At 33.4% G+C, this 24,488-nt stretch carries 25 protein-coding genes and 1 tRNA gene; 9 read left to right on the top strand and 17 right to left on the bottom strand.

Annotated features, from left to right (window positions below; all coding sequences use genetic code 11):
- The first annotated feature begins 37 nt into the window (after positions 1–37).
- From EG849_RS08765 to EG849_RS08740, 6 genes are read left to right on the top strand one after another with little or no spacing between them, the layout of a single operon-like run.
- Positions 38–1,006, top strand: a complete 969-nt coding sequence (locus EG849_RS08765) for a protein kinase domain-containing protein (RefSeq protein ID WP_125012706.1) — start codon at positions 38–40, stop codon at positions 1,004–1,006.
- Positions 999–2,552 (top strand): tetratricopeptide repeat protein, encoded by a 1,554-nt coding sequence (locus EG849_RS08760; protein WP_125012705.1) that lies wholly within the window; start codon positions 999–1,001, stop codon positions 2,550–2,552. Before EG849_RS08765 ends, EG849_RS08760 begins: the two co-directional genes overlap by 8 nt.
- Before the next feature lie 49 nt (positions 2,553–2,601).
- Positions 2,602–3,069: a thermonuclease family protein gene (locus EG849_RS08755; protein ID WP_125012704.1), complete on the top strand. Its 468-nt coding sequence runs from the start codon at positions 2,602–2,604 to the stop codon at positions 3,067–3,069.
- A gap of 9 nt (positions 3,070–3,078) precedes the next feature.
- Positions 3,079–3,657: a hypothetical protein gene (locus tag EG849_RS08750; protein WP_125012703.1), complete on the top strand. Its 579-nt coding sequence runs from the start codon at positions 3,079–3,081 to the stop codon at positions 3,655–3,657.
- 1 nt (position 3,658) lies between these two features.
- Positions 3,659–3,901, top strand: coding sequence for a hypothetical protein (locus EG849_RS08745; RefSeq protein ID WP_125012702.1), 243 nt, complete (start codon positions 3,659–3,661; stop codon positions 3,899–3,901).
- A 4-nt stretch (positions 3,902–3,905) separates the two neighbouring features.
- A complete protein-coding gene (locus EG849_RS08740) occupies positions 3,906–4,307 on the top strand; it encodes a protein-export chaperone SecB (protein ID WP_125012701.1) in 402 nt (133 codons plus the stop codon).
- Between the two features lie 1,120 nt (positions 4,308–5,427).
- Here the strand turns inward: EG849_RS08740 and EG849_RS08735 are convergent.
- Positions 5,428–6,231, bottom strand: a complete 804-nt coding sequence (locus EG849_RS08735) for a hypothetical protein (protein ID WP_125012700.1) — start codon at positions 6,229–6,231, stop codon at positions 5,428–5,430.
- Positions 6,232–6,321: 90 nt separating this feature from the next.
- Between EG849_RS08735 and EG849_RS08730 the strand changes: the two genes are divergently transcribed.
- On the top strand, positions 6,322–6,816 hold the full coding sequence (locus EG849_RS08730; protein WP_125012699.1) for a thermonuclease family protein: 495 nt from the start codon (positions 6,322–6,324) through the stop codon (positions 6,814–6,816).
- Positions 6,817–6,900: 84 nt separating this feature from the next.
- Here EG849_RS08730 and EG849_RS08725 read toward each other — a convergent pair.
- The 13 genes from EG849_RS08725 to EG849_RS08665 form a co-directional block, all read right to left on the bottom strand.
- A tRNA-Ser gene (locus EG849_RS08725) sits at positions 6,901–6,985 on the bottom strand.
- 157 nt (positions 6,986–7,142) lie between these two features.
- Entirely contained in the window at positions 7,143–8,279 is a 1,137-nt protein-coding gene (ribB, locus tag EG849_RS08720) for a 3,4-dihydroxy-2-butanone-4-phosphate synthase (protein ID WP_125012698.1), read from the bottom strand.
- Positions 8,272–9,726 (bottom strand): LptF/LptG family permease, encoded by a 1,455-nt coding sequence (locus EG849_RS08715; protein ID WP_125012697.1) that lies wholly within the window; start codon positions 9,724–9,726, stop codon positions 8,272–8,274. Before EG849_RS08715 ends, ribB begins: the two co-directional genes overlap by 8 nt.
- Before the next feature lie 7 nt (positions 9,727–9,733).
- Positions 9,734–10,378, bottom strand: coding sequence for a LolA family protein (locus EG849_RS08710; RefSeq protein ID WP_125012696.1), 645 nt, complete (start codon positions 10,376–10,378; stop codon positions 9,734–9,736).
- Between the two features lies 1 nt (position 10,379).
- Entirely contained in the window at positions 10,380–12,893 is a 2,514-nt protein-coding gene (locus tag EG849_RS08705) for a DNA translocase FtsK (RefSeq protein ID WP_125012695.1), read from the bottom strand.
- A 40-nt stretch (positions 12,894–12,933) separates the two neighbouring features.
- Complete coding sequence (locus EG849_RS08700; protein WP_125012694.1) at positions 12,934–13,308, bottom strand: diacylglycerol kinase family protein; 375 nt, start codon at positions 13,306–13,308, stop codon at positions 12,934–12,936.
- Between the two features lie 9 nt (positions 13,309–13,317).
- The gene (gene tpx, locus EG849_RS08695; RefSeq protein ID WP_125012693.1) at positions 13,318–13,815 is read right to left on the bottom strand and encodes a thiol peroxidase; all 498 of its coding nucleotides are present in this window, start codon (positions 13,813–13,815) and stop codon (positions 13,318–13,320) included.
- Positions 13,816–13,990: 175 nt separating this feature from the next.
- Positions 13,991–14,728: a heavy-metal-associated domain-containing protein gene (locus tag EG849_RS08690; protein WP_125012692.1), complete on the bottom strand. Its 738-nt coding sequence runs from the start codon at positions 14,726–14,728 to the stop codon at positions 13,991–13,993.
- Positions 14,729–14,814: 86 nt separating this feature from the next.
- Positions 14,815–15,393, bottom strand: a complete 579-nt coding sequence (locus EG849_RS08685; protein WP_233581769.1) for a helix-turn-helix domain-containing protein — start codon at positions 15,391–15,393, stop codon at positions 14,815–14,817.
- Complete coding sequence (locus EG849_RS08680; protein ID WP_125012691.1) at positions 15,381–15,869, bottom strand: hypothetical protein; 489 nt, start codon at positions 15,867–15,869, stop codon at positions 15,381–15,383. Before EG849_RS08680 ends, EG849_RS08685 begins: the two co-directional genes overlap by 13 nt.
- A 276-nt stretch (positions 15,870–16,145) precedes the next feature.
- On the bottom strand, positions 16,146–16,403 hold the full coding sequence (locus EG849_RS08675; protein WP_125012690.1) for a DUF6952 family protein: 258 nt from the start codon (positions 16,401–16,403) through the stop codon (positions 16,146–16,148).
- A 73-nt stretch (positions 16,404–16,476) separates the two neighbouring features.
- Positions 16,477–16,785, bottom strand: a complete 309-nt coding sequence (locus EG849_RS08670) for a thioredoxin family protein (protein WP_125012689.1) — start codon at positions 16,783–16,785, stop codon at positions 16,477–16,479.
- A gap of 72 nt (positions 16,786–16,857) precedes the next feature.
- Positions 16,858–17,493, bottom strand: a complete 636-nt coding sequence (locus EG849_RS08665; protein WP_125012688.1) for a peroxiredoxin — start codon at positions 17,491–17,493, stop codon at positions 16,858–16,860.
- Positions 17,494–17,784: 291 nt separating this feature from the next.
- Between EG849_RS08665 and EG849_RS08660 the strand changes: the two genes are divergently transcribed.
- A complete protein-coding gene (locus tag EG849_RS08660; RefSeq protein WP_125012687.1) occupies positions 17,785–19,719 on the top strand; it encodes an amino acid permease in 1,935 nt (644 codons plus the stop codon).
- Between the two features lie 70 nt (positions 19,720–19,789).
- Here EG849_RS08660 and EG849_RS15830 read toward each other — a convergent pair whose 3' ends face one another.
- The 3 genes from EG849_RS15830 to EG849_RS08650 all read right to left on the bottom strand — a co-directional run bounded on the left by EG849_RS15830 (position 19,790) and on the right by EG849_RS08650 (position 23,056).
- Positions 19,790–19,996, bottom strand: a complete 207-nt coding sequence (locus EG849_RS15830; RefSeq protein WP_233581768.1) for a T9SS type A sorting domain-containing protein — start codon at positions 19,994–19,996, stop codon at positions 19,790–19,792.
- A 149-nt stretch (positions 19,997–20,145) separates the two neighbouring features.
- On the bottom strand, positions 20,146–21,576 hold the full coding sequence (locus EG849_RS08655) for a secretion protein (protein WP_233581767.1): 1,431 nt from the start codon (positions 21,574–21,576) through the stop codon (positions 20,146–20,148).
- A gap of 7 nt (positions 21,577–21,583) precedes the next feature.
- Positions 21,584–23,056, bottom strand: a complete 1,473-nt coding sequence (locus tag EG849_RS08650; protein ID WP_233581766.1) for a hypothetical protein — start codon at positions 23,054–23,056, stop codon at positions 21,584–21,586.
- Positions 23,057–23,381: 325 nt separating this feature from the next.
- On the opposite strand from EG849_RS08650, the gene EG849_RS08645 reads away from it, so the two are divergent.
- Positions 23,382–24,383, top strand: a complete 1,002-nt coding sequence (locus EG849_RS08645; RefSeq protein WP_125012686.1) for a response regulator — start codon at positions 23,382–23,384, stop codon at positions 24,381–24,383.
- Positions 24,384–24,488 lie beyond the last annotated feature (105 nt).

Raw genomic sequence — 24,488 nt, 5'->3', positions numbered from 1 at the left:
GAACTGGAATTAGGTGCTCACTTTAAACTGGAATCGGGTGGTCAATATCACTGGAATTTGCAACATTGTTAATAATGGTGAATCTGATGCTTTTTTAAAAGCTTTAAATTTTAATGCTTTTTTTCAAATGTTTCCTGGTCAAAGTACGGTAAAAATATTACAGGAACAAACTAATGCTTTTGAGTTTGAAAAAAACCTACTTATAAAGTGTAGAGATAATAGATTAACAAAAGTATCAATGATTATTGATGAGGGTGAAATTAACATAGACGGTTTTACCATTCCAACTGTTCCTTATCTTATATTTGAAATAGCAGAAGGTGATGTTCGTTCAAATATTAAGTTTTCTAATGATTCTGAAATTGCATGGAAAATAAAATCTCTTCATGACATTGCAGTAGGTTTAAACCAGCTTCATAATGTTGAAATTAGTCATCAAGATTTAAAACCATCTAATGTTTTACTTTATAATGAATCTACTGTATCAAAAATTGGTGATTTAGGTAGGTCATTATGTTCTTCATTAAAAGCTCCTCATGATGATGGCTTTTCCTTTACAGGTCAAATTAATTATTCTCCACCAGAGTTTTTATATGGTTATATTCAACAAGATTGGAATCAAAGGGTTAGGTCAACTGACATGTATTTGTTTGGTAGCTTAATAACTTATTATTTTTTTGGCATGAATATGACGGCATTATTGCTAAAACATCTAGATTCTAGATTTAGATGGACTGTTTACAAAGGTAATTTTTCGGAGGTAAAAGATTATTTAATAGATGCTTATTTTAAATCAATAGATGAAATTAGAATCTCACTAGGTAATAAGGAATTTTCTAAAGACTTGATAGAGATAATATCTTATTGCTGTTATCCAATTCCAGAGGAAAGAGGACATAAAAAAAGTATAAAAGAAATTGGAAATCAATTTAATTTTAGAAGAGCAATAGCGAAATTAGATTTAATAAGAAGAAGAACCGAATTAAAAATCTACAAAAATGACTAATATTTACGAATTAAAAAACCGTCTATTAGTTCCCAATTGGCGTGATTTTAAAAGGACTATTAAATTAGGAGAGTTAGGTTTATTAAATGAAGAAATATTAACAACTGTTGATAATTCCTTAATAATAAACGATTGGCATAATAATAAAACTATTGGTGTAGCAGCAGATTTAATCAATAATTCATTTATTTCAAATGATTTATATTCTAATGAGTTACAAGAGGCTATCACTTATATTGAATCAAATTCAAAAGATGCATCAATTCCACTATTATCTTTAATTGAGAAAATTAAAATTGAATTGAATCCGAAGTTAGAAGATTCAAATAAAATATTAGAGAAAAACATTGCAAGTGTTGAGGAATTTTCTGCCTTTCTTGACGATAAAATTTTCAATAGAATAATAAATAAAACAAAAAAACTAACTATTAATCAATCTTCAAATTCAATAAATTGGATTGAATTAGCTAGATTGTATACAATTAAAAATCAACTTGATAAAGCTAATAAATGTGTAACTGTTGCATTACAATTATCACCAAATAATAGATTTGTTTTAAGGTCAGCGGTTAGATTTTTTATACACACTTCTCAAGAAGAAAAAGCAATTTATTATTTAAAAAAATCAAATGCTATAAAAGAAGACCCTTGGTTAATATCTGCACATATTGCAACTTCAAGATTAATAGATAGATATTCACCTTTTATTAAAATTGGTGAAAAGATAATAATCTCAAAAAAATATTCAGATTTTGATTTAACAGAGCTATCAAGCTCTTTAGGTACTATTGAATTAGAGCATGGTTCTTTTAAAAAATCTAAACCATTACTAGATTTATCATTAAAAAATCCTAATGATAATAGTTTAGCTCAATTTGAATGGTTAACTAAAAAAGACAACAGATTATTATTTAATTCTGAATCTTTTAATAGTGTTAAAAACCCATTTGAAGCATTTGCTTATGAAAATTTTCAGAAAGGTAATTTTCAAGAATCATTCTATAATTGTATAAATTGGTATTTGGATTTCCCTTATTCAAAAAGGCCATTAGTTTTTGGTTCATATATAGCGGCTCTTCTTGAACAATATGACGCATCAATAATTATGTGTCTAGCAGGCTTGAGACTTAATAGTAATGAAGTTGGATTTATAAACAACATTATTTATGCGTTATGCCTTCAAAATAAATTAGAAGAAGTCCCTAAATATTTAAGTTTGCTTAATAAAAATAATATACATGGTATTGATGACGAGGAAAGAATAACCATTCAAGCTACTTTAGGTCTATATCACATAAGGATTAAAGAATTTGATAAAGGTAAAATGTTCTATAAAAAAGCAATTGAAAATTCAAATATTTTGAAAAATGAGTATTATCATAACTTGGCTTTAATAAATTTTACCAGAGAGCTTTATTTAATGCGTGATAGTGAATTTAATAACTATAAGGTGCTTTTTAATAACATAAATAGCATAGATAAAGATATTATGCTTCTAAAAAGTAATGTGAATAAAATAATAAGTAGTGATTTTTTATTAATCTAAAAGCAATCTATTCTTCAAGTTTTAATTCTACACACTCAAAATAACTATTATGAAAAAATTTTATTCTCTATTAATCTTTTTATTCATTATCAACATAACATATTCCCAAACAACATTAACTGCTAAAGTTGTGGGCATTAAAGATGGTGATACAGTTGTTGTTTTGGATAGTTTAAACAATCAAATAACATTAAGGTTAGCCGAAGTAGATACTCCAGAAAAAAGTCAACCATTCGGTACTAAAGCAAAACAATTCACATCAGATCAAATATATCTTAAAACTATAAAATATGTGGTAACAGATACCGACAGATACGGTCGTTCAATAGCTATGGTATATTATGATGAAGATAGTAAATATTTATCAGCAGAGATAATAAAAGCAGGTATGGGTTGGCATTATAAAAGATATTCCTCTTCAAAAGAATTAGCAACTTTTGAAGATAATGCTAGAAAAAATAAAATAGGTCTTTGGGTAGATAACAATCCTATTGAACCACATCTTTTTAGAAAATAAATTATTTTAATGAAGAGAGTTACAGAAAACGGCAAAAGTTACATTATAGGTTATCATACGCAAGAGCATCGTAACAACAATTTTTTAAAACACCCAATAGAGTGTAAATCAATAGATGCTTGGTTGGGTAAAGGTAATTATTTTTGGGTTGACATTGAATTTGCAAAATATTGGGGTGAAGACTTTAAAATTAAAGGTAAAAATGGTAGTTATGATATTTATATTGCCAACTTAAACGAAGAAAAATTCTTAAATGCAACCTTTAATGAAGAACACTATTATTATTTTAAAAGTTGGATTGAAAGTGCTATATCACATTTCAAAAAATTAAAAAAAAGCTACACTTTAAAAAGAATACATGATTTTCTAAGAGATAATTTTTATGAAGAAATGGGTATAACTGGTATTATTTTTGATGATTTACCAACAAATCCATATAAGAAGACAAATCGTAAATACTCTTTAGTAATTCATAGTGACGAAAAACAACACGAATTTTTTTACTATAATAAAAGAATACAAATAGTAGTGTTTAAATTAGAAAATATTAATAAATTTGCACTACATTTGAAAGAACAAAAAAACTAAGATGTTAGACCTAAAAAAAATAGATAAAAAGTTCAATGAAATTTTAGCCTCATTTGATGAAGCTAAATTACAGCAATGGATAGATTTCTCTAATACTAGAGAGCAATTAGAGCTTTTAGAATTAGGTCATTCTGTTAATGTTATAGTTGAACAATCAACTCCAAATTATATTAACCCTCAAGAACTACTTGTAAAAGTTAATTTAGAAACAGCTGGTGAAAACAACTATGCTTTAGCTGCTTAAATTTATGCAAATAAGATTAGAACATATATATTTTAATGATGTTAAATTAAAGGCAACAACATCTAATAAAAAAATATCAGACACTTTTAAAACTACTTTAAATTTCGATGCTTTTCTAAATAAAGAAATTTCAAGCAATCATTTTTCTATTAAATTATCAGTAATACTAAAGTCAAAAGGTTTTAATTTTTCTGTAAATTCAATTGCAATCTTTCAAACAGACCAGCAATTAGATGATAATTTTATTAACTCTCCTTTTTGCAAAATAAATGCTCCTGCAATTGCATTTCCTTTTGTGAGAACTTTTATTTCCAATACAACATTAAATTCTGGCTATGATCCAGTTATTTTGCCTTCATTTAATTTTGTAAAAATATATAACGAAGAAAAAAATTCAAATAATTAATAATCATTGTTTTTTTTTTAAATATTTATTTTTTCTAACAATATTTCAAAGAAATAGGAACGCTATCGCTGAAGTATTTTCACCCACCCAATCCAACGCTCTGCCAACGCTCTAGTGGTTTTCTCCCAACGCTCTAAGCACTTGTTTTTTCCCATGCTGTACAAAGCATTTTTTGCCTGTTTTATTTTCCCAACCCCATCGCACATAAAACAGGCAAAAAAAGCCCTGCACTTTCCCAACGCTCGAAAAACAAGAGCTTCCCAACGCTAAAAACCACTCCCAAGCTATTTTACATAATGAAGGCAACATTATAGTTCAAAAAAAAGCGTTAATATTTTTGATGGTTTTTTTTTAGAACTATAATTTCATTATGTAAAATATCCGCTCAGCCAACGCTCCCACCCAAAAGCGGTAAAGTATTTTCATTGTTTTTTGAAGATGCCATAACCTATCACAACAACATTTGTAGTAAATAGAAAATACCCATTTCAAAAGACAAGTCAGGCATCCTCAAAAATCAAATTTGCCCACAAGAGTATAGTTTTTTATTTGCCAGAACATTGGTAGTAAATTGTTTTTAAGTCGTCTTGATGCTACACAATGCCATAGTACAATTCAATAAACAAACAAACCCGATTTTAAAAAGACCAATCTAGCATCAAGCCGTCAATAAAAACAATCAGAAAAAACCGTAAAGCAAATAAAAAACTATACCCTTGTTTCGCTACTGCCAACGCACTAGGTAGAGTTCAGTAGGGGCAATCTCCCATTTCCCCAAACCCCTTAGGGTGCAATTTTTTTTAAAATAATGCCAGACGTTTTTCACTCCGATTGATATTAAGCGGTAGGCATTCTTTCAAAAAAAACAGCTCAAATTTAAACCAATCCGAATGTTGATTTTTGAATGGAAAGTTTCGGGCTTCCTTGCGATTGTGGAATGGATAAAAAAACGGTTGTTCTTTTTTTTCTTAATTCGTAGATATTCCGTACTTAAATGCACCGTAACTCCTATATGAGTGCGGATTATAGATAAATTAGTGCAAAATAAAAAACCCTCTCTTTCGAAAGGGTTTACTTTGCAACATTGCAGACTTTGCAAACTTGCAAACTGATGGTCTTTTTAGAATACTTCTTGAACTTTCATTGCGTTACCTGCATTGAATAAGTAGTAATTTCCTCCAACTTCTTGATAAAACTCAATACCAACACAACCTAAAACAGCAATATTAGTTGTTAAGGTTGGAGAACCTGGCAAAGTTGCTGTAATATCAATTAATGAAGTCACAGCATTAACAGGAGTATAAGCAGAATAGGCGATATCTGATAACTCGTTTAATGTTGGTTCAGCAGGCTCATAAGCACTTGTAGCAGGATTATAAACAAAATCCGATACAGCAGCTAAGGCATTGATAATTCTAAAATGTGTCGCTCCTGATGGAACATTTAAAAAACTCATTGGATTAAAAGCTGGTAATGATAAAGTACTTTCGTTTCTATCAACTGTTGCAGTTAATGTAAATGGAGCACTAAGAATACCATTAAAAGAAATGTTCTTATTAAAATCCAATCCTCTTAAATATTGAGGTTGTTGTGAAACCAAGACAGCCCTTTGTCCTCTGGCTTCTGAACCATCTTCAATATTTATTTTTTTCATAATAGCAGTTAATCTACCTGTAAATTGGCTATCAGTCATTTGTTTCATTAAAGCTGATAAAGCAATTCTAACAGATTTTCCTGCCATTGCACATGCTGCAAACTCAGACATGTTTTCACGAGTACGAACAAAACCCGGAGCGGTTTTTACTTGCTCTCCTGTTGGTCCTCCTTTTAATCCTGCATAGTAACCAGTGTTACCTTTAATTTTGAAGTGTCTAACTTCTCCAAGTGTGCCGACATACTTAACATGCCCTTTTTGTTGTGCCATTTCTGTACAATTTAAATTAATATTTATTAAAAAATTTTATCTAAATTTACAACACAAAACACTGATTGTCAATAGATTAAATAAAGTAAAATGATGCATTTTAACGCAAATGAAACAACGATTAAAAAAAACCTTCTCAAAATTGTAAAGTTTGTTGATGGTGATGGAATTATTTTAGAAGATATTATTTCAAAAAAGGAATTTGAAGTTAGATTTTTGGGTATAGATGCACCCGAAATAAATTATTGTAACAAAATAAAACAAGATGAAAAAGAGTTGCAAGTTCCAGCTGCACTATTAATCAAATTAGGTTATTTATCATTTAGCTTTTTAAAAGATCAAGTTAATTTGGGTGATTATTGCACATTAGTACAGGAACAAAATAATTTAGTTGATAAATACGGAAGACATTTAGGCTATCTTATTTTAAATGATGGTAGAGTTTTGAACGAAATTATGATAAAAGAAGGCTATGCAAAGCCATATAACGATGTTTTCTGTGAAATGCTTCCATTGTATCAAGAATGGAATTTACAAGCTAAAAACAGCTTAAAAGGCTTGTATTCTTTGGTAAATAGATTTTAAATTGATTGTGGGCTAAATGTGGACTAGGACTAGAAATAAAAAACCCTAACTAATTGATAATCAATCGTTAGGGTTTTAATTCTGCGGAGAAAGAGGGATTCGAACCCCCGGACCTGTTACAGTCAACAGTTTTCAAGACTGCCGCATTCGACCGCTCTGCCATTTCTCCAGTATGTCGCTTTCATTACCTGATTGCGAGTGCAAATATAGAAACCTTTTTTGAGTTTCCAAACACTTTATCCCTAAAATTTAAAGTTTTTTTTCAATGATTTTTTAATCATTTCATTTACTTATATTTAGGGATAAAATATTTTTATCTTTTTTTCTTAGAAACTTACATTTTCAGTGATTTCAAGACCATAGCCAATCATTCCTACACGTTTTTCTTGTTCTGAATTAGATAGCAATCTGATCTTTGAAATATCGATATCGTGCAAAATCTGCGCTCCGATGCCAAAATCTTTCACGTCCATCTTAATTTGGGGCGCTTTTGAAATTCCTTTTTCCTGTAGTGCTTTTAATTCGGTAACGCGGCTTAATAATTCTGATGGCAAAACTTCTTGGTTGATAAACAAAATGGCCCCTTTTTCTTCTTCATTAATGCGGTTAAACATTTTTTCAAGCTTGCCATCGGCGTCACTCGTCAAGGTTCCTAAGATGTCATTATTGACCTGTGTCGAATTAATTCGGGTCAAAACGGCATCTCCCGCATTCCAGCTTCCTTTTGTCAAGGCAATATGTACTTGCTTATTGGTCGTCTGCACGTAAGCTCTCAATCTGAAATTTCCAAAACGGGTCTGAATTTCAAAATCTTCTTTCTTTTGGATCAGGCTGTCGTGTAGCATTCTATAAGCCACTAGATCTTCAATCGAAACAATTTTCAAATCGAATTTTTTGGCTACCACCAGTAATTCGGGTAGTCTTGCCATAGTTCCGTCATCGTTCATGATTTCGCAAATCACACCTGCAGATTTGAATCCAGCAAGGCGTGCGAAATCAATTGCGGCTTCTGTATGACCAGTTCGTCTTAAAACCCCACCTTGTTTAGCAATTAAAGGAAAGATATGTCCTGGACGTGCTAAATCGTGCGGTTTAGTAGCTTCTTCAATAAGCGACATAACTGTTTTGGCTCGGTCTAATGCTGAAATTCCTGTGGTAACACCATGCCCTTTTAAATCTACAGAAACTGTAAATGCAGTTTCCATATGATCGGTATTGTTGGTAACCATTGTGTGAAGTCCTAATTCTTTACAACGACTTTCTGTTAGAGGTGTACAAATTAAACCTCTGCCATAGGTGGCCATAAAATTGATCATTTCGGGGGTTACTTTTTCAGCAGCTGCAAGAAAATCGCCTTCATTTTCGCGGTCTTCATCGTCAACAACGATAATTATCTTTCCTTGACGGATATCTTCAATTGCTTCTTCAATGGTATTTAGTTGGGTGTATTTATTTTCAGACATTATGAGTGGTGTTGTTTTTCTTCTTGAAAATTTTCTGGAATCCTTTGGTTATTGGGGTTAGGATTACGTCTAAATTAATTAATCCAATATCGTTGGTTGCTCTATGTGTAAGTAAAATGGCCAAAGGCGTAAGTATAATTGACGACATCCAAGATCCTAAAAAGGCCGGAATTCCGTTTTCTTGAGCTACTTTTTTTCCAAAAGTGTTGATGAAATGGAACGTAATAAAAATCAAAACAGCAAAGACAATGGGCAACCCTAATCCGCCTTTACGGATAATGGCTCCAAGGGGTGCTCCAATAAAAAACATAAGAAGACAGGCGTATGCAATTACAAATTTTTCATAAAGCGCTAGCCAGTGATTGTTTATGTTTTTCTGTTTGCTTTCTAATTCATTTTTATTTTGCTCGATTGAATATTTTGAGCTCAAAACATTGCTGCTGGCGACCTCAAGAACTTTTGATCTTTCAGCAGGAGTTAATAATTTTTCTAGATCCGGAACAATAGAATCGTTTTTAATTACTTCTTTGGTTCTGTTAAAACTTAGATTTGCAGCTCCGGTTCTTTGGTAAATATTGTCACTAAAAGAGGTGATTTCTTTATCAAAATTTTTGTGAAGAGAATCTAAGGTGTAAGTCAATTCGCTGACATTCAGCATTGTGTTGGTATTGGCGATTTCGCCGTCGTCTTGACCCGTGTTTAGTTGTGACAAATCAATATTAATGATGTCTTTTTTGAAAGAAGCTTTTACAAAAGGAACTTTGTTTCTTTCTTCGTATTTTTTTGGAGTAATATTTTCGTAATAATTTCCATTATAAAGAATCATCTGAAGCATACTTGATTCTTCATTGTTGATCAAAATTCCGTTTTTAGATTTGATTACAACATTATTACCACTGCCGTTTACTGACTTTTTATGAATAGTAATTCCTTCTAATTTTTCTCCATTTTCACCGGATTTTTTATTGACTTTTATATTGTATTCACCAATATCACTGAATTGTCCTTCAGCAATGGCCATGGCTGGTTTGGTTTGAACGATGTCTTTTCGGAGATTTAAAAACTTATATTCTGCCGCTGGAATTACATTATTGGCAAAGAAAAAGGCAACAATACTTAATAAACAGATGAAAACGATCAAACTTTTCATGGCACGTTGTAGTGAGATTCCTGAGGATTTCATTGCTGCAAATTCATAATTTTCAGCAAGATTTCCGAAAGTCATAATTGAAGCCAATAAAACAGAAAGGGGTAAAACCAACGGAATCATTCGAGGAGAACTCAATAATAAAAACCTGCCGATAAGCATTAGGTCTAGATCTTTACCCGCCAGTTCAGCTATAAAAAGCCAAACCGTTTGTAAAATAAAAATAAAAAAAAGGATCACAAAAACCGTTAAAAACGTCTGTAAAAAAGTTGTTAAAATGTATCGGTCAAGAATTTTCACCTATGGATCAATCTAGTTTGTTGATATAATAATTCGGGTATTTACTTTCGGCAAAGGTAAATTGATTTTTTGATAAAGGCTGATTGGTTTTAAAAGAATTAACAGTGATTGTTATTTTTGAGCCATCTTTTCCTATTTCTAGTAAATTATAGATGTGTTTTGTGTTCACATCAATACCTAAAAGTATTTCCTTGCGATCGTCTTTGCTGTTTGTAGGAACTAATTTAATGTACTGAATTTTTCGGCCTCTCACATTTTGCGTAATGTCCCACGAATATTTATAGCCACTATTAAAAAAAGTAAGCATTTTTGAAGGAGTTACCGAGTCGTCTTTGTTTTCATCAAATTTAGAAATACTTATTTCTTCATCTTCCGGAACAATATTATAGATTTTTTTTCCATCAAAAATTTTGGTAACGCCCATAAAATTAAGGACATATTTGTTGCCTTGCATGACAACAGTTCCTTTGCTTTCTTGGTTTAAATTTTCTTTTGTATTTGTTGTAGCGTATTTAAAATCAATCGAAATATTGCTATAGCTTTTCACTTTTGCAGAAACTTCATCTAGTAAAGTCTTGGCTTTTTGACTGTTTTGCGCTTGAAGGTTAAAGCTTAAAAATAGAATTGCGATAATTTGTAAAAACCTTTTCATTTTAATTGTTTTGCTCATTGTTAAAAAATTGGTCAAGAGATACCAAGTCCGGAATATTTACTCCTCTGGCTTTGCTTCCCTCAAATGGGCCCACAATTCCGGCCGCTTCCAATTGATCAATCAATCTTCCAGCGCGGTTGTAGCCCAATTTCAACTTACGTTGCAATAAGGATGCCGAACCTTGCTGTGCATTCACAATTATTTCGGCAGCTTCCCTAAACATAGAATCTCTTTCTGAAATATCTACATCAAGTTTGATGCCATTATCTTCTCCAACATATTCTGGAAGCAAATACGCATTTGGATATGCCTTTTGGTTTCCAATGAATTCTGTGATCTTTTCAACCTCTGGCGTATCTACAAAAGCACACTGAACACGAACCACGTCGTTTCCATTCGTATAAAGCAAATCCCCTCGACCAATCAGCTGATCGGCTCCAGAAGTGTCTAAAATAGTCCGCGAATCAATTTTTGAAGTTACCCTAAAAGCGATTCTTGCAGGGAAATTCGCCTTGATCATACCTGTAATTACGTTCACCGAAGGCCTTTGCGTAGCAATAATCAAGTGAATTCCAATCGCTCTGGCCAATTGCGCCAAACGGGCAATCGGGAGTTCGACTTCTTTACCCGCGGTCATGATTAAATCGGCAAATTCATCGACAACCAATACAATATAAGGTAGAAAACGGTGTCCGTTCTCCGGATTCAGTTTTCTGGTTTTGAATTTTTCGTTGTATTCTTTAATATTACGGACCATCGCGTCTTTCAATAAAGAATAACGGTTGTCCATTTCCACGCAAAGCGAATTTAACGTGTTGATTACTTTTGCGTTATCCGTAATAATCGCTTCGTCAGTATCCGGAAGTTTCGCTAAATAATGTCTTTCGATTTTATTAAAAAGCGTTAATTCGACTTTTTTCGGATCAACCAAAACAAATTTTACTTCTGCCGGATGCTTTTTGTATAATAAAGAAGTCAAGACTGCATTTAAACCAACCGATTTTCCTTGGCCAGTCGCTCCCGCCATCAAAAGGTGAGGCATTTTTGCCAAATCGACTACAAATGTTTCGTTAGAAATTGTCTTTCCTAAAGCAATCGGAAGTTCCATCTCAGCTTCCTGGAATTTTGCCGAACCGATAACTGATTTCATAGAAACCATCGTCGGGTTTTTATTCGGGACCTCGATACCAATGGTTCCTTTTCCAGGAATTGGAGCGATAATACGAATTCCTAACGCCGAAAGCGACAGCGCGATATCGTCTTCCAAACTCTTGATTTTTGAAATTCTGATTCCAGCTTCGGGAACAATTTCATATAAAGTTACTGACGGACCAACGGTTGCCTTGATTTGGGCAATTTCAATTTTATAGTTTCGTAAGGTCTCAACAATTCTATTTTTATTTTCTTCTAATTCTTCTTGATTGATCGTAATTCCTCCGGTAGCATATTCTTTCAATAAATCTAAAGTTGGAAACTTGAAATTGGATAAATCTAATGTCGGGTCAAATTCTCCAAAATCAGCCACTAACTTTGCTGAAAGATTTTCAACAACCGTGTCTTCATCTGCAAATTTTTCAATTACAAAGCTATCATCTTTGGTCTCGATAATTTCAGGAACGTGTGGATGGACATCTAATGTAATGGGAGCAATCGGTACAATTGGCGCCTTGATTGTAGGTTCCATTTTAATTGACGAAGAATTGCTGATGGTTGGCTGTAACGATTCCTTGTTGATTTCAAACTGTGAAGCAGGCTTTAAAATAGGTTCGCCCATTTCTTCTTCGTCCTCATCATAAAAATCTTTGCTGAGATTTGCCCGCACCACGTCTTCATCTTCATCCAATAAATCTTCTGTGATTTCTTGCACCGCAACAGGTGCTGCGATAGAATCTGCAAAAGCTCTTTCTTCGGCTTCGCGTTTTTTGGTTTCAAAATAATTCTTGATTCCGTCAGGAGAAATTTTGATTTTGAAAATTAAATAGATGATTAAACCGAAAACCAAAACCAATAAAGTTCCTGCTTTTCCTAAATAATCTTGCATGAAAAGATTCATTTCATAGCCAATCACACCACCTAATTCAGGTAAGAAATCAGCGAAAAAAGCCAGTAATATGGAAACAATGATGATAGCAAATAAGTCCCAAAACCACGTATTTTTTAATTTTCGAACCGGCATATCCAAAACCAAGTAAATTCCGGTCAAGAAGAACAATCGTACCAATAAAAAAGAGGCGATGCCAAAACCTTGGTACAAGAATAAATCAGCAAGATAGGCGCCAAATTTCCCCAGCCAATTTTGAACCGAAACCGTTCGGTCGGTCAAGTAGCCAACAGCATTCTGGTCGTATTGGCCATAAATGAAAAAGGAAATAAAAGCCAGCAATAAGGCAATTGAAAACAATACCAACAAAGCCCCAAAAATTACTTTGTGCTGTCTTGAGAACTTAAAAGGTTTTTTCTCTTTTTCTGGAGAATTGGTCTTGCCTGCTGTTTCTTTTTTGACTGTTTTTGCCATTCAATTAGGTGCTGCTATTTTTGTAAAAATAATTAAATTTCTACAGATTTTGTATTATAGGAATGTATATGATCAGGCCAACCGCAATTGCAACCATTGCAGCAAAAAATACGGCTCCGGCTGCAATATCTTTTATAAACCCGATTTTATTGTGAAAATCGGGGTGTATAAAATCAGCTATTTTTTCGACAGCGGTATTTAAGCCTTCAATGCTCAAGACCAATCCGATTGCCATGGTTTGAAAAAGCCATTCTGTTTTTGAAATGCCAAAGTAAAATCCAGCAACGGTAACCAAAATCCCTAAAGAAAATTGAACCATAATGCTGTGTTCGGTCGTTACTAATTTGTAAGCGCCCAGAATTGCATACTTAAAACTTTTCAGCCTTCCGGTTATAAAAGAATGGTCTGTCTTCATTTAATTTAATTAAAGAACGGCCAAAGCGTTTTCATAATTAGGCTCATTTGCAATTTCAGAAACTTGTTCTGTATGCAAAATTGTACCGTTTTCATCAACAACGACAACGGCTCTTGAATGCAAACCTGCCAAAGCACTATCAGAAATTTCTAAACCATAGTCTTTTCCAAAGCTTCCGTCTTTGAAGTCAGAAAGATTAACTACGTTTTCTAAGCCTTCCGCGCCACAAAAACGTTTTTGTGCAAAAGGCAAATCTCTTGAAATGCAAAGAACGGTTGTGTTTTGTAATTCACTTGCTTTTGCATTGAAATTACGAACCGAAGAAGCGCAAGTTGCGGTATCAATACTTGGAAAAACATTCAAAACCAATCTTTTTCCTGCAAAATCAGAAAGAGAAACAACTCCTAAATCTTTATTTACTAATTTGAAATCGGGCGCTTTTGAACCTACGTTTGGTAATTCACCACTTGTTTTTACTGGATTTCCTCCTAATGTTACTGTAGCCATTTTTAAATTTTTTATAAGCTTCAAAAGTATGAAAAAAATAGTTGGGAATTTGAGTAAAGTACAAAAACTCTTTACTCTTCAACTTAAAATGGTTACCACGAATTCACGAATTTTTTTCTCAAAAACTGGAAAAAAATTCGCGAATTCGTGGCTAAAAAATATTGTGCTTTTTGAATTACATAAAGAATAACATTGCCAAACTCATTAAAATCATCAAGCCGTCTTCAATAATGGTAACCGTGCTCATCGGAAGATTAAAAACCGCACCAAGACAAGCACATTGGATTTTCTTTTTGTTTAAAACGCTTTGCAAAACCCCGATTATGCTGACCGTCATTACCACCAGAGTTACAATGTTTGTAGCAAAAGGTTCAAAATTTAAAGCAAAAGCCAAGCCTAAAGCCAATTCTAAAAAAGCATAAACGTAACCCCAACTTTTGAATTTTTGCGCCACAACATCATACATCGAATAGCTTTCGGCAAAACCTTTTAAGTCTAGCATTTTAAAGAAAGAAAAAGTCAAGAAAAATCCCGCCATAAAAATCCGCATTCCAGTCATGTAATTAAAAAAACCATCGGAAAATCCAGCAATGATGGATATTGCTAAGATGTAAGAGAAAATTAATACGATTGGTTTGTAGGTTTGAAACCAAGTTCTTTTTTCTGTTTCTGTGTTTTCAAAAACGTTGTGATTCATCATTACGTTTTTTTCTGAAAGTTGGTATTTCGGGTAGTCTTTTAAAGCGTTTTGCAATTCAGAAGTCGCAATGTGTTTTTCCATTTCAACGGAAGCTTCGCCTTTTTCAAGGTCAATTTCTACGTTTTTTACTTCTGGATTTTTCTTTAGTAAAAAAGAGACTTTTGCGATACATCCGTCGCAAGTCATTCCTGATATTTTATAAGTATGTTTCATAATATTGCTACTGCTTTTGTATTTGACAAAGGTCGGTCACTTTGGCGAAAGCGCTATTATGAAATTTCTGAAAAGAGTATCGATTTTTACAGTTTGTCGATATTTCTTCGTTTGGTTTCTTTCAAAGATTTGTAAAAAGTGGGCGTGAGGCCGGTCACTTTTTTAAATTGGCTTGACAAGTAAGCCACACTGCTGTAACCCAATTGATTTGAGATTTCTGACAGCGATAATTCGTCATAAACCAATAGTTCTTTGACTTTTTCAATTCGTTGAGAAATGAAATATTTTTCAATCGTGGTTCCTTCTACTTCAGAAAAGAGATTGCTTAAATAATTGTATTCATAGTTTAATTTAGAAGCAAGAATAGTAGAAAGATTCGTGTTTTCAATTGCTGTAGAATGATGTACCAATCGGATGATTTCGGTTTTTATTTGTTCAATTAAACGGCTTTTTTTGTCGTCAATTATTTCAAAACCAATATGTTTTAAAGAATTTTCTAAAGCAATTAATTTGTCAGAACTAATTTCTTCAGAAGTTTGGACTTCACCTAATTCTATGGAAACAGGAAAAACTCCGATTTTTTCGAATTCATTTTGAACAGCAGTTTTGCATCGGTTGCAAACCATATTTTTGATGTAGAAATGCATTTTATTTAAGTTAACCATTTTTGCTCCTTTTCAGTTGTATCTAAAACGGATATTTTTAAAATAAGCGCGATTTTTTTCGCAGTTTCAATAGCTTCTGATTTGTCATCAGTTTGATAAATAGTGTAGGGTTTTCTGTCTTCTTTAAACGAATTTATTAAACAAGTGTCATTTGTTAACAACGGTCCAGAGCCCACAAACTGCTTGGATTGTTTTGATTTTAAAACAGACAAATAATCACTTTCTGGAATTTTATTCCAAGTTCCGGATTGAATTCCAAAAAAGGAAGAAATTTTTCGGTAAAGATTTTTTTCAGGGAAGATTTCTATTCCTGTTGTAACCGAAGTTGAAATCAATACTCCCAAACTAACAATTAATAAAATGAAGCCGAAATATTTTTTATCGTAACTATAACATAAGAAAAGTCCAATGATAATTGAAATAATACAAATCACCCTCAGCAGGATTGGTTCTCTTAAATTTCGAATTACGCCCATATTTTTTAAATGAATTTTAGGTAAATATATAAAATGGATTTTGATTTTTCGTGACAATCAAATTCAGCCAACGATTGTCAAGAGGCGATTACTGAAAGAAAATGGATTCTCAACTAACCCTGACAGGAGGGAAAAACATTTTTGTTTCGGTTTCTTTGACGGACAAAAATTTTTGGAGGGATGGCAGGAAGATGGATTGTAAAAATGCCTTTTGTTTTGTTTAAAAAAAACGCTCCCCAATGGAGAGCGTAAAGTATCAGGGGAAAAAAGGGGGATTTATTTGTCAATAGAACCCAGGACCCGCTTCATGAAAGTGTTCAGGGCTTCTTTTTTTTCAGTACCGCCTTTGATCATTTTGTTGACTTCAAGAGCACCATACATATTTGAAATTAATTCTCCGATGACATCTAATTCTTCGTCTTTTAATGACGGAACTTCGGTCAAGGCTTCTAAGACTTCAATTGTTTCGATGATGTAATCTTGATCGTTTTCTTCGATAAATTGTGTCAGATGTTTGATGACTGGTAATTTCATTTTTTATATTTTTAGATTTTCGAATATTCGATGGTTCGAAAATCCAACAATCGAATAATCGAACAATCTTAATTTAAGCTATTTCCTTTACCAATTCTGATAAAACTTCAGCTTTGTTTGTTTGTGTTTGGTTTACTAACTTTCCGTTTACGAATGTTGCGAATGTTGGCAAGTTTGAAACATTGGCCAATTTTCTTGATTCTGGAGCATTTTCGGCGTCAACCAAAATAAAGGTAATGTTTTCGTTTTCTGTAGCCATTTTTTTGAATTTAGGCTTCATAATACGGCAGTTCCCGCACCAAGATGCAGAATATTGAACGATTACTTTTTCATTGGCATTCACCAAATCTTGTAATGTATCTTCAGTTAAATCGATTAACATAGTTTTGAGTTTTAAAAAAAAAGATTGTTCGATAATTCGATGTTCTGAAAAATCGAACAATCAGTTTTATTATTAGTTATTCAAGTAAGAAGCAACACCTTCTCTTGTAGCTTCCATTGCTTCTTTTCCTTCTTCCCAGTTTGCAGGACAAACTTCTCCTTTAGTTTGAACGTGTGTGTAAGCGTCCACTAATCTCAAGTATTCTCCAACATTTCTTCCTAATGGCATATCGTTTACGCTTTCGTGGAAGATTTTTCCTGTTTCGTCGATTAAGTAAGTCGCTCTAAACGTTACGTTTGAACCTTCAACGATAACTGAATCAGTTTCTTCGCTGTATTCTGTTGAATCGATATCTAAAATTCCAAGAATGTTAGAAAGATTACGGTTTGTATCTGCTAAGATTGGGTAAGTCACGCCTTCAATTCCACCGTTGTTTTTTGGAGTATTTAACCAAGCGAAGTGTACTTCGTTAGTATCACAAGAAGCTCCGATCACGATAGTGTTTCTTTTTTCAAATTCTGGCAAAGCGGCTTGAAAAGCGTGTAATTCTGTTGGGCAAACAAAAGTAAAATCTTTTGGGTACCAGAACAAAAGTACTTTTTTGTTGTTGTTTACTGCTTCTTCAAAAATGTTGATTTTTAAATTGTCTCCCATTTCTGAGATAGCGTCAACTGCAATGCTTGGGAATTTTTTTCCTACTAATGACATAAGTATATGGTTTAAAAGTTATTTAATTTCTGATGCAAATTTACGACATCAAACGCTGTTTTAATATAAAAAATAATTATAAAAATTTATTTTGAAATAGATTTTAACTATTATAGATGCATCTTTGCCAATTTTCTAGTTTCGAGCTATTTCTATTGTTGATTTCTTACTTTTATCAATTTTCTTTTTCATAAAACCTATTTTTAATATGGGTTTTATATATTTGTTTTTTGTAAAAATTACACAATAAAAGAAATTTTTCACACAGAAATTAAATACGCACACCGACATATGGGTTTTTCCAATTTATTCAGAAAAAAAACAGTTCAAAATATTTTAAAAGAGGTCGAAAAAAATAATGCTGACGGACATAATTCGTTAGGAAAGCATTTAACTGCAAGAGATTTGACTGCTTTTGGTATTGCCGCCATTGTGGGAGCTGGAATTTTCAGTACCATTGGAAAAGCAAGTTCAGACGGAGGTCCAGCTGTCATTTTCTTATTCTTATTTACGGCCTTGGCGTGTAGTTTTGCTGCATTTGCTTATGCGGAATTTGCTTCAATGGTTCCGGTTTCAGGAAGTGCTTATACCTATTCTTACGTTGCATTTGGCGAATTGATCGCTTGGATTATCGGCTGGGCTTTGATCATGGAATATGCCATCGGAAATATTACGGTTGCTATTTCGTGGAGCGATTATTTCACCGGGCTGCTCGAAAGTGGCGGCCTGCATCTGCCTCAATGGATTCAGATGGACTATTTGACTGCTTCCAACGGATTTACCGACGCCACTGCCTTGATGCAGGGCGGAAAATCGTTTGAGAATTTAGATGCCGGCTTGCAAGATGCGTACACAGCTTGGACAACTTCACCGGTTCTTGGGTCGTTTCATTTTGTAGCCGATTTGCCAGCCTTATTCATCATCGTTTTGATTACTGCATTGGTTTACAGGGGGATGAAAGAATCTCGAAACGCCAGTAATTTGATGGTGGTTGTGAAGCTTTGTGTTATACTTTTGGTCATTGCTGTAGGTGTTTTTTATGTAGATACAGACAACTGGGATCCTTTTGCGCCCAATGGAGTTAGCGGTGTTTTAAAAGGAGTTTCGGCTGTGTTTTTTGCGTATATAGGCTTTGATGCGATCTCTACAACCGCAGAAGAGTGCAAGGATCCGCAGAAAGATTTGCCAAAAGGAATGATGTGGGCCATTATAATCTGTACTGTTTTATATATCGCCATTGCTTTGGTCTTAACCGGAATGGTAAATTATAAATTCTTGAATGTAGGAGATCCATTGGCTTTTGTCTTCGAAAAATTAGACTTAAAGTGGATGTCTGGAATCATTGCCGTAAGTGCCGTGATTGCCATGGCCAGCGTTCTTTTGGTTTTTCAAATGGGCCAGCCAAGAATTTGGATGAGCATGAGCCGTGATGGTCTGCTTCCAAAGAAATTTTCAAGAGTACACCCCAGATTTAAGACACCTTCTTTTGCAACGGTCGTAACTGGTTTTGTGGTCGCTATTCCTGCCTTATTTTTGAATTTGACAATGGTGACTGACTTGTGCAGTATCGGAACTTTATTTGCATTTGTGCTGGTTTGTGCCGGAGTTTTGGTACTGCAGAACAAACCGAATATTCCGCGTGGAAAATTTAGGACGCCTTACATCAATTCAAAATATATTGTTCCTGTCCTGTTGCTTGCCGGAATTATTTATGCGTTCCACTTCAATGAAAAAGCAACCCTGGAATTTATCAACAATACCCCGCAAGTCAATGAACCGACAACAATTGTGACTTCTTTAAATAAGGATCAGACTACTGAAGTGTACCAGTTTTTAATTGCAAATGATACAGAAAATGCCAGCGCCAATAAAACCAATGATTTAGAGCAAATTTTGAGTGAATACCACAATGATTCCGATAAATATGCTAAAGTAGTAGAGTCGCTTCCGATTGATGCTTCTTTAAAATTTGAAACGGGTTTTGCCTTGTTCAAGCATAAAATTCCGATGTATATTTTCTTGGTGGTTCTGCTTGGATTGACTGTTTGGTCTTGGAGACAAAATTTATCGTTGATTCCGCTTTTAGGCTTAGTTTGCTGTTTGTATATGATGGCAGAATTAAGCGTTTGGAACTGGATTTACTTTTTTATCTGGCTGTTGATCGGACTGGCTATTTACTTTGGCTACAGCCGAAAAAACAGCAAATTGAATTTTAATCAAGAATAATTTGAACTTTAGAAAATAAAAAAATCCGTTTGAGAAGTAACTTAAACGGATTTTTTTGTTTTCTGTTGAATTAACTTTTCAATTTCGAAATGATTACTTTTTGAGAGAATTTTAAATTGTCAGATGTAGTCAAATTTAAGATATAAACGCCTTCACTCAAGGCTTCTGTGGAAATGCTGTAGCTTTCTGAAACGTCTAATTTCTTAGATTCATAAATGCGTTTCCCGGAGATGTCATATAATTGTATTGTTTGTACCGAGGCTAAATTTGGATTCAAAATATTTAGTTTCTGTAGCGCTAAATTTTGGGTAACTATAAAATTTTGATTTGAGAGTTCTGGCGTTCCCAGAGTTTCACTTAAAAAAGTAATTTCAAAACGATTATTAAAAACTCCAGCCGGAATTGTTACTTCATAAGTTCCGTTTTTTATGTCATGGTAGGAATTATCAAGTGCGTCATAAACATAAATGTCTTGGTTTTCATCAAAGTTGATAACTTCAGCAATATAAAATTTGAATTACCACCAGATTTTACTCCAAGCTTGATCCTTTTGCTCTGCTCAAATGCAATTCCTTGAATAATATAAGGTTCTTCTTCTAGAAAAAAATAAGCATCAGTAGGCAAATCGGTAGTCATATTTTTGGCATCTATGCCTCGATCAATGCTGTCAGTGGCTTGCGGTAGAAATGCCAAGGCGATTTGTCTCGTAAATTGATTGTTTAATATGGTATTAATTCTCAAATGTGGTATTTCAACTGATGTAGTGTCTTGAGGCGAAGTGTTCGAGTCGGCATTTGTTGCAACTCTCTCAAAATGCGAAAGAGTATTACTTTCTTTGTAATAAACGCGGTACGAATTTTTAAGAGAAACGGTTCCGGTTGCAGCTCCATGAATCATAAAACCTTGTCCGATAGGTGCAAATTTTCTTTGGTAAACTGCTCCAGAAGAAGGCCCAATAGAATTTAAAGAGCCATCATCATTATAAGAATTAAAAGTCGCCGGCGTATAAATGCCATTTGTGGCTGGATCTCCGGGAGCAAAAGTGCCATATCCGCCTCGATACTGAACGACAAGGTGAGAATTTACATTTTTATCGTTCTCATAATAATAAGCAATTCCTGTGCCTGCGGCATTTGAAGGATCTAATAAAAAAGCACTCACATTCATCGCAGAAGGATAAGGGTTTCCGGTCAGCGTATAATTGTTTGTGAGTACGCTAACCGGAATAGTTCCGTTGTTTGGCTTTCCTCTAAAATCATATCTCTGTGCGCTTCCCGGGTTATTTTGGATTGTATTTCCTTCAATTACCGTGGTATCTGTTCCGCTGGTTCCCTTCATTGTAAAACCTTCTCCAGGTAAAAGTGAAGGATTTGCACCTAAAAAAAGCCATTGAGAATAATTAGTTGAGTTTACAAATTTATAAATCCATCGCGATGCAATTTGTAGCGGTTGTGAAGTTCCGTTGTAATTGCTTAAAGGCAACGCAACTGCAGGCGTACTTGCTGTTACAGAAGTTGGGCTGTTCAGCATTAAAATTCCGAAATTTTCATTTCCGGTGGTGGTAGAAGAATTTCCAACAGGAGAACACCAATAATTGTAATCAAAGTTATCTGAAGTTCCTTCTTGAAAAAGGGAAACCTTTCCTTGTCCGCGATTGGTTGATGTTGTGGTTGCTAATCCTTGAACCAATTGTGATTCATTCCTTAAATAAACAAATCCGTTATTTTGAAGGTTAATATCTTGATTCACAAATAAAACGCGGTCTTTGACATACAGGTATGAATTGGAGCTTACATAAAGTTGTGCAGTACAATTTATTGAGAGAAAACATAGTATTGTTATAAATATATTCTTCATTTGCTTTTTATTTAATTGTCATCGAAAACGTTCTTATTCTAAAACCCTGAGAGTTTGAACTTGCTTTTTGATACCAAAGTTCAACTGAATCACCCGTATTTAAAGTAACAGATCCCTGAACCGTAAAGTTTTGAACGTTTCCATTTGCAGTGTCAACTATTGATTGTGTTTGGTTCTGTGGCTCATTTGGACCAGTGGCAGGAACTTTCATTATAAAAAAAACGTAATCAGTAGAATTTAATAAGCTTGATCCTCCATCATAAGAAAGTGCGCAGTTTACTTGAAAAATTCTTCCTTTTTTTCCGGTATAAGTAATTCTGTTACTTATAGAAGTAGTTCTAAATAAATTAGAAGATTGGTTTGCACTAAGAAAAAGTCTAATTGCAGTTGTAGTTTGGTTAGGGGCGGGTATTGCTCCTTGATTAGATGTTGGGTCAATAAAAGTGGTTCCTGTTGCTTGAAAATCTCCTTCAGTTATAATACCGGGGCACATAACCGACCAATTGTTATTAAAATTATATCCGGTGTATATTGCAGGGTTGTATCCGTTGATGTATTTTCCTGTAGTTAAAGCACCTGTAAAAACGGTGGATTCAACTACTGCATCACCTGTTATGATGGGATTTGAAGCCACGTCAAAACCAATGTTTGTTCCAGTAACTTCACTGAAACCGCCTTGTTTGGTAACTAAATTAAATGTTCCGGTTAAGGTTTCATATTTTCCAGAATTATTGCTGAACCAAGCGGTATTGCTTAAAAGCAAACGTCCAATATTATTGTAAATAATTCCATTTGTGTTTGAGACATAATTTACAATACTTATAAAAACCAAACCAAACGAAGAGATGGTTCCTACATTTCCAGAATTTTGAACAATGCAATCTCTGAGAATTAAACTTTGAGATCCGTTACCTGTTAAGTTAAAAACGTTACCGCCAGCTTGTAATGTCAAAACCCGGATAGAACCTCCGGTAGCACCAATAAAAAGGTCGCCAGATGCTTTTATTATTTTGTCGTCTCCTGAATCGAGTCCAATGATATATGCATTGTTGAGCTCAATTGGAATAGTCAAATTTAAAGTTCCGTTGACTTCATAAAGTGTATTTGCGTTTAATAAATACCGCGATCCGCCGCCATTTGAAAGTTCAGTAGCTAAAGCTATGGTAAAATTATCAGGGCGAAGCAATTTGTAATTTACTCGGCCATCTTTACCTCCGTTTATTTTTACCCAAGAAGTTGTGGGTGTATCATAATAGAAAAAGGAAGATAATGTGGTGTCATAAACTAACAATCCGTTTGCAGGAGAACCAATTGTTGTTCGTTCTGCCGTGGTCATTCGGGGAGTTAATAATCCTTGACTATTGGATTCAATATGTAAAATCGAGGAAGCATTTGGAGTAGTTGTTCCGATCCCAATTTGCGAATATACTGAGAATCCCGTCAGCAATAGAAATAAGCTGAAATGTAGTTTTAATTTCATGTTATCAGGTTTTAGAGATGAGGGGTCTCGATTTGTATTTGTAAATTTAAAAGTATTAAAATTATAATATATTACAAAATTGCGAATATTATTTATATAAAAAATACTTTTTAATCTCAAATTGCGATTTTTTTCAATTATTTTTTTATTTTTAAGACTGTATTTCTAAGGGATTAAAAATTCAAAAGAATGATTTATAAGAAGTTGGCTACTGTAAAATTGGTTTTTTTAAATTTCAAGAAAAAATTAATTATAAAACTGAATAGAACTCCTATATTTTTCCTAGGTTTACACACCCCTTTTTTTGAACCATAATCTACCACTTATGAAAAAGGATACTAAGTCTTATCGTATTCTCATTGTTGAGAGTAACGAGAAGGTTTTAATATCGTTGAAAAAACTATTGCTAAAGAGAATTGTTGACCCAATTATTATCAATGCTGTTGATTTTAAAAGCGCTAAAATGCTTTTTTCTCAAGAGGATTATGATGTAATTCTTCTTGATTTAAACCTTTCTGATAGAAAAGGTCAACAGCTTTTGGATGATTTTGGCAAAGAAAATTTTTCAAAAACCATTCTTTTAGCAGAGTTACAAGACTCTGAATTGACTCGATATGCAATCTCGAAAGGTGTTTCTGATTACTTGGAAAAAAGTGAACTCAGTTCAAGATTGCTTTATAAAAGTATAGTTTACTCTATTGAAAGAAGAAAGAACATAGCAAAATTACAAGAATCCGAAAAACGATTTAGCAATCTTTTTTATTTAAATCCGCAACCCATGTATGTTTTTGATTTCAAAACTTTACAGTTTTTGAGAGTCAATGATGCAATGTTAAAACAGTATGGGTATTCAATTGCTGAATTTTTAGACATGACATTGCTTGATATTCGTCCCAAAAACCAGATCAGTGCTTTTAAAAAAGCATTTAAATATCTAGAAAGCTACGATAGGCTGGTTACAGCGGATGAATACCAGCATCAGAAAAAAAATGGAGAGACATTTTATGTAGAAATATCTTGTAATATTATTCATGATGATGGTAAAAAATGCGGATTGGTAACGGCTGTAGATGTAACAGAACGTTTAAATTATCTGAAGACGATTGAAGAAAGAAACCAGCGATTGCAAGATATTGCTTTCACGCAATCGCATATCGTTCGGGCGCCGCTTGCAAATATGATGGGAATTTTATACTTAATTCGAGATTTTGATTTAAAAGCAGAAGAAGGAGAAGAACTTTTCCGCAATTTTATCAACTGTGGAGAAGAATTGGACAAAAGCATAAAAGAAATCGTTTTAAAGAGCAATTTTTTTGAGGCAAAATAATTCAAAAACTTCCTTTTTTTTTACAATTCAAATCTTTGTTATTCTGATGTAATGCTGAAATGACTCGTATTAATATCTTTAGGTTTAAAAACCATAAAATAAAAA

Origin of the sequence: Flavobacterium macacae (assembly GCF_003865365.1) — a bacterium.
GTDB classification, from domain to species: domain Bacteria; phylum Bacteroidota; class Bacteroidia; order Flavobacteriales; family Flavobacteriaceae; genus Flavobacterium; species Flavobacterium macacae.
Note: the sequence above shows the minus strand (reverse complement) of the source record. Positions and strands in the feature narration are given on the sequence as shown.

Excerpts from the sequence above, each read along its gene's own strand:
- EG849_RS08665 (WP_125012688.1), bottom strand. The coding sequence starts at position 17,493 with ATGTCATTAGTAGGAAAAAAATTCCCAAGCATTGCAGTTGACGCTATC.
- EG849_RS08760 (WP_125012705.1), top strand. The coding sequence starts at position 999 with ATGACTAATATTTACGAATTAAAAAACCGTCTATTAGTTCCCAATTGG.
- tpx (WP_125012693.1), bottom strand. The coding sequence starts at position 13,815 with ATGGCTACAGTAACATTAGGAGGAAATCCAGTAAAAACAAGTGGTGAA.
- EG849_RS08740 (WP_125012701.1), top strand. The coding sequence starts at position 3,906 with ATGCAAATAAGATTAGAACATATATATTTTAATGATGTTAAATTAAAG.
- EG849_RS08700 (WP_125012694.1), bottom strand. The coding sequence starts at position 13,308 with ATGAAGACAGACCATTCTTTTATAACCGGAAGGCTGAAAAGTTTTAAG.
- EG849_RS08705 (WP_125012695.1), bottom strand. The coding sequence starts at position 12,893 with ATGGCAAAAACAGTCAAAAAAGAAACAGCAGGCAAGACCAATTCTCCA.
- EG849_RS08655 (WP_233581767.1), bottom strand. The coding sequence starts at position 21,576 with ATGAAGAATATATTTATAACAATACTATGTTTTCTCTCAATAAATTGT.
- EG849_RS08710 (WP_125012696.1), bottom strand. The coding sequence starts at position 10,378 with ATGAAAAGGTTTTTACAAATTATCGCAATTCTATTTTTAAGCTTTAAC.
- ribB (WP_125012698.1), bottom strand. The coding sequence starts at position 8,279 with ATGTCTGAAAATAAATACACCCAACTAAATACCATTGAAGAAGCAATT.
- EG849_RS08645 (WP_125012686.1), top strand. The coding sequence starts at position 23,382 with ATGAAAAAGGATACTAAGTCTTATCGTATTCTCATTGTTGAGAGTAAC.
- EG849_RS08735 (WP_125012700.1), bottom strand. The coding sequence starts at position 6,231 with ATGGCACAACAAAAAGGGCATGTTAAGTATGTCGGCACACTTGGAGAA.
- EG849_RS08730 (WP_125012699.1), top strand. The coding sequence starts at position 6,322 with ATGATGCATTTTAACGCAAATGAAACAACGATTAAAAAAAACCTTCTC.
- EG849_RS08750 (WP_125012703.1), top strand. The coding sequence starts at position 3,079 with ATGAAGAGAGTTACAGAAAACGGCAAAAGTTACATTATAGGTTATCAT.
- EG849_RS08755 (WP_125012704.1), top strand. The coding sequence starts at position 2,602 with ATGAAAAAATTTTATTCTCTATTAATCTTTTTATTCATTATCAACATA.
- EG849_RS08670 (WP_125012689.1), bottom strand. The coding sequence starts at position 16,785 with ATGTTAATCGATTTAACTGAAGATACATTACAAGATTTGGTGAATGCC.
- EG849_RS08680 (WP_125012691.1), bottom strand. The coding sequence starts at position 15,869 with ATGGGCGTAATTCGAAATTTAAGAGAACCAATCCTGCTGAGGGTGATT.
- EG849_RS08685 (WP_233581769.1), bottom strand. The coding sequence starts at position 15,393 with ATGGTTAACTTAAATAAAATGCATTTCTACATCAAAAATATGGTTTGC.
- EG849_RS08745 (WP_125012702.1), top strand. The coding sequence starts at position 3,659 with ATGTTAGACCTAAAAAAAATAGATAAAAAGTTCAATGAAATTTTAGCC.
- EG849_RS08660 (WP_125012687.1), top strand. The coding sequence starts at position 17,785 with ATGGGTTTTTCCAATTTATTCAGAAAAAAAACAGTTCAAAATATTTTA.
- EG849_RS08650 (WP_233581766.1), bottom strand. The coding sequence starts at position 23,056 with ATGAAATTAAAACTACATTTCAGCTTATTTCTATTGCTGACGGGATTC.
- EG849_RS08675 (WP_125012690.1), bottom strand. The coding sequence starts at position 16,403 with ATGAAATTACCAGTCATCAAACATCTGACACAATTTATCGAAGAAAAC.
- EG849_RS08690 (WP_125012692.1), bottom strand. The coding sequence starts at position 14,728 with ATGAAACATACTTATAAAATATCAGGAATGACTTGCGACGGATGTATC.